The organism is Streptomyces sp. BB1-1-1, assembly GCF_031597775.1.
Lineage (GTDB): Bacteria > Actinomycetota > Actinomycetes > Streptomycetales > Streptomycetaceae > Streptomyces > Streptomyces thinghirensis.
This window is the reverse complement of record NZ_CP134203.1, coordinates 7,125,001-7,141,972: the sequence shown is the minus strand read 5'-3', so window position 1 is coordinate 7,141,972 and position 16,972 is coordinate 7,125,001. Positions and strand designations below refer to the sequence as shown.

Annotated in this window: 12 protein-coding genes, 2 rRNA genes and 1 riboswitch (1 of these 15 cut by a window edge); of the genes, 1 reads left to right on the top strand and 13 read right to left on the bottom strand. The window is 67.7% G+C overall.

Going from position 1 to position 16,972, the window contains the following annotated elements; all coding sequences use genetic code 11:
* Positions 1 to 21: 21 nt before the first annotated feature.
* A complete protein-coding gene (gene gcvP / locus RI578_RS32700) occupies positions 22 to 2,907 on the bottom strand; it encodes an aminomethyl-transferring glycine dehydrogenase (protein ID WP_310874408.1) in 2,886 nt (961 codons plus the stop codon).
* A 177-nt stretch (positions 2,908 to 3,084) separates the two neighbouring features.
* A riboswitch (glycine riboswitch) is annotated at positions 3,085 to 3,180 on the bottom strand.
* 150 nt (positions 3,181 to 3,330) lie between these two features.
* Between gcvP and RI578_RS32695 the strand changes: the two genes are divergently transcribed.
* Positions 3,331 to 3,708 (top strand): PRC-barrel domain-containing protein, encoded by a 378-nt coding sequence (locus RI578_RS32695; protein ID WP_310874407.1) that lies wholly within the window; start codon positions 3,331 to 3,333, stop codon positions 3,706 to 3,708.
* 45 nt (positions 3,709 to 3,753) lie between these two features.
* Here the strand turns inward: RI578_RS32695 and RI578_RS32690 are convergent, their stop codons facing one another.
* The 12 genes from RI578_RS32690 to RI578_RS32635 form a co-directional block, all read right to left on the bottom strand.
* Complete coding sequence (locus tag RI578_RS32690; protein ID WP_310874406.1) at positions 3,754 to 5,193, bottom strand: DNA polymerase IV; 1,440 nt, start codon at positions 5,191 to 5,193, stop codon at positions 3,754 to 3,756.
* A 71-nt stretch (positions 5,194 to 5,264) separates the two neighbouring features.
* A complete protein-coding gene (locus RI578_RS32685; protein ID WP_310874405.1) occupies positions 5,265 to 5,948 on the bottom strand; it encodes a MerR family transcriptional regulator in 684 nt (227 codons plus the stop codon).
* Between the two features lie 193 nt (positions 5,949 to 6,141).
* The gene (locus tag RI578_RS32680; protein ID WP_030189411.1) at positions 6,142 to 6,615 is read right to left on the bottom strand and encodes a bifunctional nuclease family protein; all 474 of its coding nucleotides are present in this window, start codon (positions 6,613 to 6,615) and stop codon (positions 6,142 to 6,144) included.
* Positions 6,616 to 6,699: 84 nt separating this feature from the next.
* Positions 6,700 to 7,437 carry a MerR family transcriptional regulator gene (locus RI578_RS32675; RefSeq protein ID WP_310874404.1) on the bottom strand — a complete coding sequence of 246 codons (738 nt, stop codon included), beginning with the start codon at positions 7,435 to 7,437 and terminating at the stop codon, positions 6,700 to 6,702.
* A 42-nt stretch (positions 7,438 to 7,479) separates the two neighbouring features.
* Complete coding sequence (locus tag RI578_RS32670) at positions 7,480 to 8,433, bottom strand: FHA domain-containing protein (RefSeq protein WP_193776118.1); 954 nt, start codon at positions 8,431 to 8,433, stop codon at positions 7,480 to 7,482.
* Positions 8,434 to 8,494: 61 nt separating this feature from the next.
* Entirely contained in the window at positions 8,495 to 9,376 is an 882-nt protein-coding gene (locus RI578_RS32665) for a DUF881 domain-containing protein (protein ID WP_310874403.1), read from the bottom strand.
* A 5-nt stretch (positions 9,377 to 9,381) separates the two neighbouring features.
* The gene (locus RI578_RS32660; protein WP_003977440.1) at positions 9,382 to 9,714 is read right to left on the bottom strand and encodes a small basic family protein; all 333 of its coding nucleotides are present in this window, start codon (positions 9,712 to 9,714) and stop codon (positions 9,382 to 9,384) included.
* Positions 9,711 to 10,547, bottom strand: coding sequence for a DUF881 domain-containing protein (locus RI578_RS32655; protein WP_310874402.1), 837 nt, complete (start codon positions 10,545 to 10,547; stop codon positions 9,711 to 9,713). The genes RI578_RS32660 and RI578_RS32655 overlap by 4 nt, the downstream gene beginning before the upstream one ends.
* A gap of 168 nt (positions 10,548 to 10,715) precedes the next feature.
* On the bottom strand, positions 10,716 to 13,211 hold the full coding sequence (locus RI578_RS32650) for a mannose-1-phosphate guanyltransferase (RefSeq protein WP_310874401.1): 2,496 nt from the start codon (positions 13,209 to 13,211) through the stop codon (positions 10,716 to 10,718).
* Between the two features lie 113 nt (positions 13,212 to 13,324).
* Complete coding sequence (locus RI578_RS32645) at positions 13,325 to 13,933, bottom strand: CDP-alcohol phosphatidyltransferase family protein (RefSeq protein WP_210964162.1); 609 nt, start codon at positions 13,931 to 13,933, stop codon at positions 13,325 to 13,327.
* Positions 13,934 to 14,043: 110 nt separating this feature from the next.
* A 5S ribosomal RNA gene (gene rrf, locus RI578_RS32640) occupies positions 14,044 to 14,160 on the bottom strand.
* An 89-nt stretch (positions 14,161 to 14,249) separates the two neighbouring features.
* Positions 14,250 to 16,972 (bottom strand): 23S ribosomal RNA (locus RI578_RS32635) (it continues 397 nt past the right edge of the window).

The following is a 16,972-nucleotide window of genomic DNA, read 5'->3' as shown; positions in this document are numbered from 1 at the left end:
AGCCTCTCCCGTACCGGCGGCTCAGTCCTCGTAGGCGTCCAGCGGCGGGCAGGAGCAGACCAGGTTCCGGTCACCGAAGGCCTGGTCGACGCGGCGCACCGGCGGCCAGTACTTCTCGGCGGCGGACACCCCGGCCGGGAAGACGGCCTCCTCGCGCGTGTACGCGTGGTCCCACTCACCGCCCAGCGCACCGGCGGTGTGCGGCGCGCCCCGCAGCGGGTTGTCGTCCGCGGACCAGGCGCCGGAGCCGACCTTCTCGATCTCCGCGCGGATGGCGATCATCGCCTCGCAGAACCGGTCCAGCTCGGCCAGGTCCTCGGACTCGGTCGGCTCGATCATCAGCGTGCCGGCCACCGGGAACGACATCGTCGGCGCGTGGAAGCCGTAGTCGATCAGCCGCTTGGCGACGTCGTCGACGCTCACGCCGGTCGTCTTGGTCAGCGGGCGCAGGTCGATGATGCACTCGTGCGCGACCAGCCCGCCGGGGCCGTTGTACAGCACCGGGAAGTGCGGCTCCAGGCGCTTGGCGATGTAGTTGGCGGAGAGCACCGCCACCTGCGTGGCGCGCTTGAGGCCCTCGCCGCCCATCAGCCGGACGTACGACCACGAGATCGGCAGGATGCCGGCCGAGCCCCACGGCGCCGCCGAGATCGGGCCGACGCCCGTCTGCGGACCGGCCGCGGGCTGCATCGGGTGGTTGGGCAGGTACGGCGCCAGGTGCGACCGTACGGCCACGGGGCCGACGCCGGGACCGCCGCCGCCGTGCGGGATGCAGAAGGTCTTGTGCAGGTTCAGGTGCGAGACGTCGCCGCCGAAGTGGCCCGGCTTGGCGAGGCCGACCAGGGCGTTCAGGTTGGCGCCGTCCACGTAGACCTGACCGCCGGCGTCGTGCACCTGGGCGCAGATGTCGGCGACGTGCTCCTCGAAGACGCCGTGCGTGGAGGGGTAGGTGATCATCAGCACGGACAGCTCGTCGCGGTGCTTCTCGATCTTGGCGCGCAGGTCCTCGACGTCGATCTCGCCGTCCTCGGCGGTCTTGACGACGACGACCTTCATGCCGGCCATGACGGCGCTCGCGGCGTTGGTGCCGTGCGCGGAGGACGGGATGAGGCAGACGGTGCGCTGGTCGTCGCCGTTGGCGCGGTGGTAGGCGCGTACGGCGAGCAGACCGGCGAACTCGCCCTGCGACCCGGCGTTCGGCTGGAGCGAGACCTTGTCGTACCCGGTGACCTCGGCGAGCCGCTCCTCCAGCTCACGGATGAGCGTGAGGTAGCCCTGCGCCTGCTCGGCGGGCGCGAAGGGGTGCAGCTGCCCGAACTCGGACCAGGTGACCGGCTCCATCTCGGTGGTCGCGTTGAGCTTCATGGTGCAGGAGCCCAGCGGGATCATGCCGCGGTCCAGCGCGTAGTCGCGGTCGGCGAGGCGGCGCAGGTAGCGCAGCATCGCGGTCTCGGAGCGGTGCTGGTGGAAGACGGGGTGGGTGAGGAAGTCGTCGGTGCGCAGCAGCGCCTCGGGGAGCGTCTCCTCGGTCGCCGCGTCCAGCGCCTCGATGTCGCCCTCGACGCCGAAGGCGTTCCACACGCCGCCGACCTGGGCGCGCGTGGTGGTCTCGTCGCAGGCGAACGACAGGTGGTCGGCGTCGACGAGCCGCAGGTTGATGCCGTTCTCGCGGGCGGCGTGGACGATCGCGTCGGCCCGGCCGGGCACCCGCACGGTGACCGTGTCGAAGTAGGCGCCGTGCACGACCTCGACGCCACCGGCCGCGAGGCCCGCGGCGGTGATCGAGGCGTACCGGTGGGTGCGGCGCGCGATGGCCCGCAGCCCCTCGGGCCCGTGGTATACGGCGTACATGCCGGCCATCACGGCGAGCAGCACCTGCGCGGTGCAGATGTTGCTGGTGGCCTTCTCGCGGCGGATGTGCTGCTCGCGGGTCTGCAGGGCGAGGCGGTAGGCCTTGTTGCCGTCGGCGTCCACGGAGACGCCGACCAGGCGGCCGGGCAGGCTGCGGGCGAACTTCTCGTGCACCGCCATGTAGCCGGCGTGCGGCCCGCCGAAGCCCATCGGCACACCGAAGCGCTGCGTCGTGCCGATGGCGATGTCCGCGCCCAGCTCGCCGGGCGAGGTGAGCAGCGTCAGGGCGAGCAGGTCGGCGGCGACGGTGACCAGGGCGCCGAGTTCGTGCGCCCGGTCGATCACCGGCTTGATGTCGCGGACGGCACCGGAGGCGCCCGGGTACTGGATCAGGACGCCGTTGATGTCCCGCTCGGCGACCTCGGCGGGGATGCCCTCGCTCAGGTCGGCGACGACGACCTCGACGCCGGTCGGCTCGGCGCGGGTCTGGATCACGGCGATGGTCTGCGGCAGGGCGTCCGCGTCGACCAGGAACAGGCCCTTCTTGTTCTTGCCCATGCGCCGGGAGAGCGCCATCGCCTCGGCGGCCGCGGTGCCCTCGTCGAGCAGCGAGGCGCCGGAGGTGGGCAGGCCGGTGAGCTCGGCGACCATCGTCTGGAAGTTCAGCAGGGCCTCGAGACGGCCCTGGGAGATCTCCGGCTGGTACGGCGTGTACGCGGTGTACCAGGCCGGGTTCTCCATGACGTTGCGCAGGATGACCGGCGGGGTGAAGGTGCGGTAGTAGCCGAGGCCGATCATGGAGTCGAGGACCTGGTTGCGGTCGGCCAGGGAGCGCAGCTCGGCCAGCACCTCGGCCTCGGAGCGCGCACCGGGCAGGTCCAGCGCGTCGGCGTTCTTGATCACATCCGGCACCGCGGCGGCCGTCAGCTCGTCGAGCGAGCCGTAACCGACCTGCGCGAGCATCTTGGCCCGTTCCTCGTGGTCGGGGCCGATGTGGCGCTGCTCGAACGGCATGGCCTGTTCGAGTTCGGAGAGCGGGGTGCGATGGGCGGTCATTGCGGAGGCCTCCTGGTCTGACGACCTTCGAGGGGCACCACGGCGCGGGTACCCGTACGGCCTCCCCCTCTGTCATCTCAACCTGAGAGCTTCACCGGGCGGGCCCGAGGGCGCTCCCGGCTTTCACCGTCGGTGAGAGCGGAAGCCGTCGACACCCGCCCTGCTTTCCAGAGTGACCTCGTCCGTGCGGTACGTGAGCCTGAGAGATTCCGGGGAGGATTTGCTCCTTCGGCGCCTCCGATGGTGTCCGGAGGACTCTCCCGCGCGGGGTCAGCAGCCGTTTGCCAGCGTACCAGCGAGGCCGACGCACGAACCTTCGAGTGGCCGACCGGCCATATGTGCTCTTTTGTAGTACTACGGATGATTTCGGCGGCTGGTGGGTCGGCTGGTGCGCGACCCCAGTGCGACCAAGTGGAGGGCCCCGTGCGTACCGACATCGACCCGCGCAACCTGATCGGCCGCAAGGCGTTCGACCGCAACGGCACCCGGATCGGCACCGTCGACGAGGTCTATCTCGACGACGCCACCGGCGTCCCCGAGTGGGCGGCCATACGCACCGGCCTGTTCAGCCGGGACGCCTTCGTGCCCCTGGAGCCGAGCGAGCTGCTCGACGGCGCCTTGCGCGTGCCCTTCGACCGGGCCCTGATCAAGGAGGCCCCCGACTTCGGCGTCGGCCGCCACCTCTCGCCGGAGCAGGAACTCCAGCTCTACCACCACTACGGTCTCGACGTCGCCGCTCCGCCCCCGCTCCCCGACCACGACTTCGGCAAGCTGGCGGGCCGGGGCAAGGAAGAGGGCTGACGCCGCCGATCTCCTGCGACCTGATCCGCCGGACAGGGCGCGGTCCTAGCCGGGGGCCAGACGCGCCGACCCCGCCGGACCAGTCTCCCCGCCGAGGTCCGGGCCGGCCTCCGTGGTCGTCGGCCCGCCCTCCCCGGGTCTTCGCGGCACGGCCGGGACCAGCGGCAGCGGTTCCGCCGGCGTCAGGTCCGGGTCGTCCACCGGGAAGGTCCGCACCCGGCCGGTCTCCGAGTACGGCGTCTCGAACCGCACGGTCACCCGCCCCAGCCCGCTGCCCTGCACCCACCCGTGCCCGTACGCCACGTGCCGCACGTCGTGCCCCGACGGCCACCGGCGCTCGGGGGCGGGGGCCGGCCGGTCCTCCTGGACGGGCTCGGCGTCGGGCTCCTCGGCGACTTCGTCGACCCGCTCCCCCGCCGCCTGTGCGAACAGGTCCTCCTGCGTGTAGTCGGCGAGCCCGCTGACGCCGACCCCGAGCAGCCGCACGCCGCCGGTGGTGTCCACGGAGTCCAGCAGCCGGGCCGCGGCCTCCCGCACCACCCCCGGGTCGTCCGTGGGCCCGCGCAGCGTCTCGGAGCGCGTCAGTGTGGAGAAGTCGTACCTGCGCACCTTGAGCACGATGGTCCGCCCGGACAGCCCGGAGCCGCGCAGCCGCCGCACGCACCGGTCGGCCAGCCGCCCCACCTCCACACCGACCCGCACCCGGTCGTGGATGTCCACGTCGTAGGTGTCCTCGACCGACACCGACTTGGTCTCCCGCTCGGCCACCACGGGTCGCTCGTCGAGGGCCAGGGCCATGGCGTACAGGGCGTGCCCGTGCGCCTTGCCCAGCAGCCGTACGAGCTCGTCCTCGCCCGCCTCGGCGATGTCGCCCACCGTGGTGATCCCGGCCCGCCGCAGATGGTCTCCCGTGGCCGGTCCCACGCCGGGCAGCGTCCGCACGGTCATCGGCTCCAGCATGGCCCGCTCCGTCCCCGGCGGGATCAGGACCAGCCCGTCGGGTTTGGCCTCCTCCGAGGCGATCTTCGCGAGCATCTTGGAGGCGGCCAGCCCCACGGAACCGGTGAGGCCGGTGACGGCGCGGATGTCCGTACGCAGCTTGGTGCCGGCCAGCCGCGCCGACGCCGCGTCCCAGGCCGCCCCGCCGGCCTCCAGGTCCACGAAGGCCTCGTCCAGGCTCAGCGGCTCCACCAGCGGCGACAGACCGCGCAGCAGGCTCATCACCTGCTCGCTGATCGACCGGTAGAGCTCGAAGCGCGGGACCAGATACGCGGCGTTGGGTGCCAGCCGCCGGGCCTGGCCCATGGGCATCGCCGAGTGGACGCCGAAGACCCGCGCCTCGTACGAGCAGGTGGCGACCACACCACGCGGCCCGAGGCCGCCCACCACGACGGCCTTCCCGCGCAGGCTCGGCTTGGACGCCTGCTCCACCGAGGCGAAGAAGGCATCCATGTCGAGATGCAGGATCGTGGGCGCGGTTCTCACATCTCCGATGCTGCCCTACGCCACTGACAATGCCCTGTCCGAGCACAGGTGTGTGCCGAGTTCGGCGGTGTTCAGACCGCCCGGTTGCGCCGCCGCGCCAGCTCGTCCGCCGGATTGTGTCCGACCAGGGTCTCCCCCGTGTCGATCCACTCCCCGTGCAGCTGCGACAGCGCGCTCTCCACATCCCGCCAGACCACGCCGACGGCGATCCCGAAGATGCCCTGGCCGCCTTGGAGCAGGGCGTGCACCTCGTCGGGCGAGGTGCACTCGTAGACCGTGGCCCCGTCGCTCATCAGCGTCATCCGCTCCAGGTCGCGGAAGCCGCGCTCCCGGAGATGCTGAACGGCGGTGCGGATGTTCTGCAGTGACACACCGGTGTCGAGGAAGCGCTTGACGATCTTCAGCACGACCACGTCGCGGAAGCTGTACAGACGCTGCGTCCCGGAACCGTGCGCGGGTCTCACACTGGGCTCGACCAGGCCCGTACGAGCCCAGTAGTCGAGCTGCCGGTAGGTGATACCGGCGGCCGCGCAGGCCGTCGGCCCGCGGTAGCCGATCTGCTCGGACGTCATGGACGTCGCCCCTCCGCTGCTCGGGACGGCAGCCGGTCGCTGCGGAACAGGGTCGGCCGCCACACCGTGCTGGGGATGCCCCCCGCCGACGCGGAGCCGAGAGCTCGTGGGAGGGTACGGACCGCTTGCCCCGAGGCTCTGCCCGGGGCCACCCCCAGCCGTACCGTCGCCGCTGATTCTCACGCCGACCTCCGTCCTTGACCTGCCTCCTCGACGGTAGGCAGTCACCAAGGGTGCGTCAACGATCGCCACACTCGGCACGCCGAGTGATAATCACCCTACGAGTGGTTTCGCGTACCCAACCGCGGGGAAAGGCTAGCCGAATGTGCCCGAAAAGGGGCCGCACGGCACCCTGGACCGCTCCGGTCCCCGCGCCTCACTGGTTACTGGTCCCGAAGTCCTCCGGCGAGATCTGGTCGAGGAACTCGCGGAACTTCTCCACCTCGTCCTCCTGCTCGTCCGGGATGGCGATGCCGGCGTCGTCGAGCACCGTGTCACTGCCGTAGATCGGCGTTCCGGTGCGCAGGGCCAGCGCTATGGCGTCGGACGGCCGGGCACTCACCTCGACGCCGCTCGCGAAGACCAGCTCGGCGTAGAAGACCCCGTCACGCAGGTCCGTGATGCGTACTTCCGTGAGCTCCTGGCCGACGGCTTCCAGCACGTCCTTGAACAGGTCGTGGGTCAGCGGCCGTGCGGGAGCCATGCCCTGCTGGGCGAAGGCGATCGCCGTCGCCTCCCCCGGCCCGATCCAGATGGGGAGGTAACGGTCGCCCCCCACCTCGCGCAGCAGCACGATCGGTTGGTTGGAGGGCATCTCGACCCGGACACCTACGACATCGAGCTCGTTCACACAGCAACCCTAGGCCGTGCCCGGGACATTTGGGTAGTCGGGCCGGGGTCGGGGTGGGCGTTCGGGGCTCCGGGCACGCCCGTTTCAGGGCAGCCGCACGCCGAGGGCGGTCTGCACCAGCGCCGCGTGCAGCTTCACCGCCAGACCCGCCAGCTCCTTGGTGCGGGCTTCCGCGTGTGCCCTGGTCTGGGGGTTGCGGTGACGCTTCAACGGCGCCACCACCTGGTCCACGAGCCCGGCCTCCCGGTCGGCGGCGGCCTTCATCACCCGCAGGTGCCGCGGCTCGATACCGAACCGCCCCAGCTCCACCACCAGTGAGGCCACGGTGACCGCCTCGGCGTCGTACGCCCCGTCGGGCAGCGGAGCGAGGAGCCCGTACGACTCCCACTCCTTCAGCTCCTGGTCGCCGATCCGGGCCGCGGCGAGCAGCTCGTCCCGCCCGATCCGGGCCGCCGTGGGTCCCTCGGAGGGCTCCGGTACGGCCTCCCCGTCCCGCTGCCGGCCCAGCGTCGGCAACGGCACGGCCTCGCCGCGTTCCATCGCGTCCAGGTGCTCGCGAATCACCTTCAGCGGCAGATAGTGGTCCCGCTGCATGCGCAGCACCTGGCCGAGGCGCTCCACGTCGTGTGCGCTGAACTTGCGGTACCCGGCCGGGGTCCGCCGCGGCTCGACGAGGCCTTCCGACTCCAGAAAGCGGATCTTGGAGATGGTGACGTCGGGGAACTCGTCACGCAGCGCGTTCAGCACGGCGCCGATGCTCATCAGCCCACTGTCCGTGGCGGCGGTGCCGTGCCCGGCACCGCCGCTCGGTGTTTGAAGCATGGACCTTCCCTGGAGGTTCCCCGGGCGGTGCCCGGGGGCGGGTCAGTAACCCCGCTGGCTCGCGTAGAAGACCAGCCGGTACTTGCCGATCTGCACCTCGTCACCGTTCGACAGGGCGACCTGGTCGATGCGCTCGCGGTTGACGTACGTGCCGTTCAGGCTGCCGACGTCGGCCACCGTGAACGACCCGTCCGGACTGCGGCGGAACTCCACGTGCCGGCGCGAGACCGTCACGTCGTCCAGGAAGATGTCGCTCTGCGGATGACGCCCGGCGGTGGTCAGCTCACCGTCCAGCAGGAAACGGCTGCCGGAGTTCGGACCGCGGCGCACGACCAGCAGCGCCGAGCCGAGCGGCAGCGCGTCGACCGCCGCCTGCGCCTCGGGAGAGAGCGCCGGCATCGCTGTCTGGCCGGTGACCTCGGCGTCGTACGCCTCCAGGCCGGAGATGGAGATCGTGGAGGTCGTCTCGGACGCACGCTCCGGGACCGCCCCGGCACGCAGCGGCGCGCCGCAGTTGGAGCAGAAGCGGCTGTTCTCCGCGTTGCGGTTACCGCACCTCGTACACACCAGGGCCGACATGGACGGATCCTCCTGCCGCGGCTGCCCCGCCGGGGCGTTCGACGCGTACGGACCGGGGGCAAACCCTCCACCCGTAGTTGACGGTTGCCCGAAACCTATGTCGCCGGACTGCGCAGGGTCAACAGACGGCGCGCCCTGACCACCGGAAATGCCACCGCCCGGACCAGCCACCTGGTCCCGGAACATCGGGCGCCCGCCCTCCGCATCAGGCTGCGCCCGATGGCGAGCGGTCGCGTTCTCGCGACCCTCTCGCGCGCTCTTGCCGAACAACTTCGCAAACAACTTCACGGGCGATTCCCCTTGACCGAAACAGACCCGCCCGTGGGGCAGGACGAACCCTGACTGACCGTACTGACCGACCCGGACACCTTCACAACGTCCGTCTCCACCAGACAGTTTCCACCACGCACCACCCAATCGGTGCGCCGACCCCCCGCAACCTCATGCCCTCGCCGGTCGACCCCCATGCACCGCCGGTTCACTGGGAGGACGACCGAGCGTAGTCAGGCCGCTTCACCGCTCGCAAGGCGTCCACGACGATCTTGCTCGACCGCTCAACGGTAACGGTGGCCTGTTCCTTCTCCAGAGTCTGCACGACACCTCCAGGAATGTTGAGAGCCGGTTCGAGGTCCTGCGGCTTGCCGATGACCTGGAAACGATAGGGCGCGTTGATCTTGTTCCCGTCGACGCTCACGGTCTCGTCGGAGTCCGTGAGGTACGTGCCGGCGACCACCCGTACGCCGTTCACCTGGATCGCCTCCGCGCCCGCCGCGCGCAGCTCCTGTATCGCGTCGAGCAGCATGTCCGCCTCGACCGCCCCCTTCGTGTCCTCGATCGTCACCGTGATGCCGGGCCCCTGCGCGGCCACGGTGCCCGCGAGAATGCCGAGTTGCCGCTCCTTCTCGAGCGTCTGCTTGCGGGCCTCTTCCGCCTGGTCGGAGCTGTTCTCCAACTCGTCGCGCTGCTTCTCGAGGCCCTGCTTCTCGTCTTCAAGACGCTGAGTGCGGTCGTCCAGTTCATCGAGGATGCGGACCAGATCCTCCTGCCGGGCGCCGCGCAGCGCGCCGTCGCTGTCGCTGTTCGACGCCACCTGGACCGCCAGGCCGAAACCGAGGCCGAACAGGAGCAGGGCGACGATGAGTTGGGCCCGAGTGAGGCGCGGCGGCCACAGCCCCTTGAAGAGCCGCTGCCTACCGGTCAGTCCCGGCTCCGGATCGGACCGCCGCTCCGGTCGCTCCTCGGCCGGGGCGTCGGAGGCCGGTGCCTCGGCCGCCTGGGACTCCGCCGACGATGCCGCCGGCACCTCGTCGGGCAGCTCCTTGCGCAGCCTGTTCGCGCTCTGCTCGTCGTGGTCGCTCATCGGCCTCACGCCCGGAAGACGTGGCGTCGGATCGCCGCGGCGTTGGAGAAGATCCGGATACCGAGCACGACCACCACGCCGGTGGACAGCTGGGCCCCGACGCCCAACTTGTCGCCCAGGAACACGATCAGTGCGGCCACGACCACGTTCGACAGGAACGACACCACGAAGACCTTGTCGTCGAAGATGCCGTCGAGCATGGCCCGCAGACCACCGAAGACGGCGTCGAGCGCCGCCACGACGGCGATCGGCAGATAAGGCTCGACGGCCGCCGGCACCTCGGGCCGGACCAACAGGCCGGCCACGACTCCCACGACGAGGCCCAGTACGGCGATCACGATGTGCCCTTCTCGGTTATCGGCTGTGCTGTTCGTACGATCACGCTCGTCGCGGCCGGCAGCTCGAGGTCGTCCGCGACGGAGATGGCGGTCCGGATGCCGTAGTTCTCCTGGAGGGCATGCAGGTACAGCCCGTCGACACTGTCCTGGAACCGGGCACTGAGCCCCTCGCCGTCCCCCACCGCGAGCACCGTGTACGGCGGCACCAGCGGCCTGTTGTCGACCAGTATCGCGTCCCCCGCGGCCCTGATCGCGGACAGCGCTGTCAGCCGCTGTCCGTTGATGGAGACCGCCTCGGCCCCCGACTCCCACAGCCCGTTGACCACGCGCTGCATGTCCCGGTCCCGTACCCGGCCCGTGTCGGAGAACCCGGAGGTGCCACGCGGCTGCCCGTCACCGCCCGTGCCCGTGTCCTTGGCGTCGTTCACCACGAGCTTCACACCCGGGCCGTGCACCTCGACCGCGCCCGACAGGACCCCCATCAGGTCGGAGCGGTCGCTGTCGCCGTTCTTCTCCAGCGCCTCGCGCTGCCGCGCGCTCACGTCCTGGCGCAGCTTGTCGACGCTCTCCTCGAGCTTGTCGGCCGTCGAGGTCTCGCCCTCGATGCGGTCGATGAGCTCTTCGCGCTCCTTGGCGACGGCCGGAGCCGCGACTCGCGCCTGGGCCGCGCCGACCGTGACGACCAGGGCGGCCATCACCAGCCCGGCGGCCAGTCCGAGCTTGGCGCGGAGGGTCTTGGGCATTCCGCCGGTGCCCTCGGCCTTCTTCCGCGCGGCGGCCTCGGCGTATCCGTCGTCGAGGCTGTGGTCCATGACGTTGGTGAGCAAGGACATGGACGCGTCCGGGCGCGCGGGCCGCGTGAATGTGCTCCGAACGGGGGGTTGCTGCGGCATGCCGCACATCGTCGCACGCCACGGCCACTACCTCCGAATGGCCCCACCGGCGTGCCGGACAGGCCCCCTTGGGGACACTTGTCCGGCACGCACGAGTGCGACGTTCGCCTAACGGCCCGCGCTGTCCACCACCGCGGACCACTCGTCGAGCAGCGCCTGCGCGGACGCGTCGTCGGGGCCCTCGGCCCACAGATGGGTGACCGCCTCGGCCGGATCGGGCAGCACCATCACCCAGCGTCCGTCGGTCTCCACCACGCGGACGCCGTCCGTGGTGTCCACGAAGCGGTCTCCGGCCGCCTCGACGACCCGCCGCATGACCAGGCCCTTGACCGCCCACGGAGTCGCCAGATCACGCTTCAGGACGTGCGCCCGCGGGATCCGCGCGTCGATCTGGCTCAGCGTGAGCTGGGTCCGCGCCACCAGCCCGATCAGCCGCACGAAGGCGGCCGTACCGTCGTAGACGCTGCTGAACTCCGGGACGATGAAGCCGCCCTTGCCGTCACCGCCGAAGATCGCGCCTTCCTCACCGCCGACCCGCGTCAGGTCGTCGGGCGAGGTGGTCGTCCACTCGACCTGGGTCCCGTGGTAGGCCGCCACCTGCTCGGCGATCCGGGTGGTCGTCACCGGCAGCGCGACCCGGCCACTGCGGCGCTCGGCCGCGATCAGGTCGAGCATCACCAGCAGCGCACGGTCGTCCTCGATGATGCGGCCCTTCTCGTCGACGAGCGACAGCCGCTCACCGACCGGGTCGAAGCGCACACCGAACGCGGCCCGGGAGGACGCCACGATCTCCCCGAGGCGCACCAGCCCCGACCGCCGCATGTCGGCCGACTCGGTCGGCCTGGACTCGTCGAGACCCGGGTTGATGGTCAGCGAGTCGACACCGAGCTTCCCGAGCAGGCTGGGCAGCACCAGTCCCGAGCTGCCGTTGGACGCGTCCACGACCACCTTGAGCCCGGATTCGGCGATCCCCGTGATGTCGATGTTCCGCAGCAGCGACCCGGTGTACGAGTCGAACACGCTGGACGGGAAGTGCAGGTCCCCGATCTCTCCCGGGAACGCCCGCCGGTACTCCTGCCGCGCGAACACCCGGTCCAGCTTCCGCTGGCTGCCCTGCGACAGGTCGGCACCCTGCCCGTCGAAGAACATGATGTCGACGGAGTCCGGCACCCCGGGCGTGGTCCGGATCATGATCCCGCCGGCACTGCCCCGCGCGGTCTGCTGCCGCGCCACGGGCAGCGGTACGTTCTCCAGGTCCCGTACGTCGATGGCGCTGGCCTGCAGGGCGGAGATCACCGCCCGCTTCAGCGCGCGGGCACCGCGGGAGTGGTCGCGGGCCGTGGTGACGGTGGAGCCCTTCTTCAACGTGGTCGCGTAGGCGCCGGCCAGCCGCACCGCCAGTTCCGGCGTGATCTCCACGTTCAGGATGCCGGACACCCCGCGGGCGCCGAAGAGGTGCGCCTGGCCCCGGGACTCCCAGATGACCGAGGTGTTGACGAAGGCACCGGCCTCGATGGTCTTGAACGGGTAGACCCGGACGTTGCCCTGGATGATCGATTCTTCACCGACCAGGCACTCGTCCCCGATGACCGCGCCGTCCTCGATCCGCGCGGCACGCATGATGTCGGTGTTCTTCCCGACGACACAGCCCCGAAGGTTGCTGTGCGGCCCGACGTACACGTTGTCGGCCACGACGGCCTTGTGCAGGAAGGCACCGCTCTTCACGACGACGTTGGAGCCGACGACCGTGTGCTCCCGGATTTCGGCGCCGGCCTCGACCTTGGCGTAGTCGCCGATGTAGAGGGGCCCGCGGAGCACGGCGTCGGGATGGACCTCGGCGCCCTCGGCCACCCAGACGCCGGGCGAGATCTCGAAGCCGTCGATGTCGACGTCGACCTTGCGCTCCAGTACGTCGGCCTGGGCCTTCACATAGCTCTCGTGGGTGCCGACGTCCTCCCAGTAGCCCTCGGCGATGTAGCCGTAGACGGGCTTCCCTTCCTTCATCAGCTGCGGGAAGACGTCACCGGACCAGTCCACGGGCACGTCGGGATCGACGTAGTCGAATACCTCGGGCTCCATGACGTAGATACCGGTGTTCACGGTGTCCGAGAAGACCTGACCCCAGGTCGGCTTCTCCAGGAACCGCTCGACCTTGCCCTCTTCGTCGACGATGGTGATGCCGAATTCCAGGGGGTTGGGCACGCGTGTCAGACACACGGTGACGAGCGCACCCTTTTCCTTGTGGAAATTGATCAGGTCGGTGAGGTCGAAGTCGGTCAGGGCATCGCCGGAAATAACGAGGAACGCATCGTCCTTCAACGCCTCCTCGGCGTTCTTGACGCTTCCGGCGGTACCGAGTGGCTTCTCCTCATTGGCATAGGTGAGCTCCATTCCGAGCTCTTCGCCGTCACCGAAGTAGTTCTTGACCAGCGAGGCCAGGAACTGGACGGTGACGACGGTCTCGTTGAGCCCATGCCTTTTGAGCAGCCTCAGAACGTGCTCCATGATCGGCCGGTTGGCCACCGGCAGGAGCGGCTTGGGCATGCTTGAGGTCATGGGACGAAGGCGCGTGCCTTCGCCTCCAGCCATCACGACGGCCTTCATGTCGGAAGCGTCCTCCTCTAAGAGACGACGGATTGACCGACTTCACCCGACCAGCGTCCCGCACTTTTGCCGTGGGGGCCATCCGGCCACTGGGGGCCGCACAATCGGTGAGTTCAGTCGGCCATGGTGTCCGCACGGACCAAACGGCGGACCTGTACCACGTAGAGAACACCTGCCCACCAGTACAGGGTTGTACCCCACCCGGCGAACGCCCATCCGAAAACAGCGGCGAGTGACGCGATCCACCCGCTTCCGTCACTGAGCAGAAGCAGCGGGAAGGCGTACATGAGGTTGAAGGTGGCGGCCTTCCCCAGGAAGTTCACCTGCGGCGGCGGATAGCCGTGGCGTCGCAGGATGCCCACCATCACGAGCAGGACCGCTTCCCGGGCAAGCAGTACAAGAGTCAACCAGAGCGGGAGAATCTCGCGCCAGGTGAGGCCCACCAGAGTGGACAGGATGTAAAGCCGGTCGGCGGCGGGGTCGAGGAGGCGGCCGAGGCGGCTGATCTGGTTCCAGCGCCGCGCGAGCTTCCCGTCCAGGTAGTCACTGACTCCGCTCAGGGCCAGTACCAAGAGCGCCCAGCCGTCACTCTGCGGGCCGCCGAACTCGGGCCGCAGGATCAGCCACAGGAAGAGCGGTACGCCGGCGAGGCGCGCCATGCTGAGGATGTTCGGGATGGTGAGGACCCGGTCGGTCTGCACGCGGGTCTCCTGGACCTCCACGCGGGGGCCTCCTGGGGTGAAACGAGCCAATGATGCTCCCTGACCTTACCTCAACGCAAAAAAGCTCTGGCTCTCGGGCTGCATGCCCAAGAGCCAGAGCTCTAAGAGGAGTTCGGCGGCGTCCTACTCTCCCACAGGGTCCCCCCTGCAGTACCATCGGCGCTGTAAGGCTTAGCTTCCGGGTTCGAAATGTAACCGGGCGTTTCCCCTACGCTATGACCACCGAAACACTATGAAACAGACAACCAGCACACCCCTGTGGCATAGGGGCGGGTTGTTCGTGGTTTCAGAACCAACACAGTGGACGCGAGCAACTGAGGACAAGCCCTCGGCCTATTAGTACCGGTCACCTCCACACCTTGCGGTGCTTCCAGATCCGGCCTATCAACCCAGTCGTCTACTGGGAGCCTTAACCCCTCAAGGGGGTGGGAGTCCTCATCTCGAAGCAGGCTTCCCGCTTAGATGCTTTCAGCGGTTATCCCTCCCGAACGTAGCCAACCAGCCATGCCCTTGGCAGGACAACTGGCACACCAGAGGTTCGTCCGTCCCGGTCCTCTCGTACTAGGGACAGCCCTTCTCAAGACTCCTACGCGCACAGCGGATAGGGACCGAACTGTCTCACGACGTTCTAAACCCAGCTCGCGTACCGCTTTAATGGGCGAACAGCCCAACCCTTGGGACCGACTCCAGCCCCAGGATGCGACGAGCCGACATCGAGGTGCCAAACCATCCCGTCGATATGGACTCTTGGGGAAGATCAGCCTGTTATCCCCGGGGTACCTTTTATCCGTTGAGCGACGGCGCTTCCACAAGCCACCGCCGGATCACTAGTCCCGACTTTCGTCCCTGCTCGACCCGTCGGTCTCACAGTCAAGCTCCCTTGTGCACTTACACTCAACACCTGATTGCCAACCAGGCTGAGGGAACCTTTGGGCGCCTCCGTTACTCTTTAGGAGGCAACCGCCCCAGTTAAACTACCCATCAGACACTGTCCCTGATCCGGATCACGGACCCAGGTTAGACATCCAGCACGACCAGACTGGTATTTCAACGACGACTCCCCCTGAACTGGCGTCCAGAGTTCACAGTCTCCCAGCTATCCTACACAAGCCGAACCGAACACCAATATCAAACTGTAGTAAAGGTCCCGGGGTCTTTCCGTCCTGCTGCGCGAAACGAGCATCTTTACTCGTAGTGCAATTTCACCGGGCCTATGGTTGAGACAGTCGAGAAGTCGTTACGCCATTCGTGCAGGTCGGAACTTACCCGACAAGGAATTTCGCTACCTTAGGATGGTTATAGTTACCACCGCCGTTTACTGGCGCTTAAGTTCTCAGCTTCGCCCCACCGAAATGGAGCTAACCGGTCCCCTTAACGTTCCAGCACCGGGCAGGCGTCAGTCCGTATACATCGCCTTACGGCTTCGCACGGACCTGTGTTTTTAGTAAACAGTCGCTTCTCGCTGGTCTCTGCGGCCACCCCCAGCTCAGACAGTAAATGTCATCACCAGGAATGGCCCCCCTTCTCCCGAAGTTACGGGGGCATTTTGCCGAGTTCCTTAACCATAGTTCACCCGAACGCCTCGGTATTCTCTACCTGACCACCTGAGTCGGTTTAGGGTACGGGCCGCCATGAAACTCGCTAGAGGCTTTTCTCGACAGCATAGGATCATCCACTTCACCACAATCGGCTCGGCATCAGGTCTCAGCCACAAGTGCGACGGATTTACCTATCGCACGGCCTACACCCTTACCCCGGGACAACCACCGCCCGGGATGGACTACCTTCCTGCGTCACCCCATCACTCACCTACTAACCGCTTGGTCCGGCGGCTCCACCACTTTCCTTTCCCCGAAGGGTCCGGAACGGCTTCACGGCCTTAGCATCACGATGCTCGATGTTTGACGCTTCACAGCGGGTACCGGAATATCAACCGGTTATCCATCGACTACGCCTGTCGGCCTCGCCTTAGGTCCCGACTTACCCTGGGCAGATCAGCTTGACCCAGGAACCCTTAGTCAATCGGCGCAAACGTTTCTCACGTTTGTATCGCTACTCATGCCTGCATTCTCACTCGTGAACCGTCCACAACTCGCTTCCGCGGCTGCTTCACCCGGCACACGACGCTCCCCTACCCATCACAGCCGGCGTTGGCCGTATTGCTGCAATGACACGACTTCGGCGGTACGCTTGAGCCCCGCTACATTGTCGGCGCGGAATCACTAGACCAGTGAGCTATTACGCACTCTTTCAAGGGTGGCTGCTTCTAAGCCAACCTCCTGGTTGTCTGTGCGACTCCACATCCTTTCCCACTTAGCGTACGCTTAGGGGCCTTAGTCGATGCTCTGGGCTGTTTCCCTCTCGACCATGGAGCTTATCCCCCACAGTCTCACTGCCGCGCTCTCACTTACCGGCATTCGGAGTTTGGCTAAGGTCAGTAACCCGGTAGGGCCCATCGCCTATCCAGTGCTCTACCTCCGGCAAGAAACACACGACGCTGCACCTAAATGCATTTCGGGGAGAACCAGCTATCACGGAGTTTGATTGGCCTTTCACCCCTAACCACAGGTCATCCCCCAGGTTTTCAACCCTGGTGGGTTCGGTCCTCCACGAAGTCTTACCTCCGCTTCAACCTGCCCATGGCTAGATCACTCCGCTTCGGGTCTTGAGCGTGCTACTGAATCGCCCTGTTCGGACTCGCTTTCGCTACGGCTTCCCCACCCGGGTTAACCTCGCAACACACCGCAAACTCGCAGGCTCATTCTTCAAAAGGCACGCAGTCACGACGCAAGGACAAGTCCTTGCGCGACGCTCCCACGGCTTGTAGGCACACGGTTTCAGGTACTATTTCACTCCGCTCCCGCGGTACTTTTCACCATTCCCTCACGGTACTATCCGCTATCGGTCACCAGGGAATATTTAGGCTTAGCGGGTGGTCCCGCCAGATTCACACGGGATTTCTCGGGCCCCGTGCTACTTGGGTGTCTCTCAAACGAGCCGCTGATGTTTCGACTACGGGGGTCTTACCCTCTACGCCGG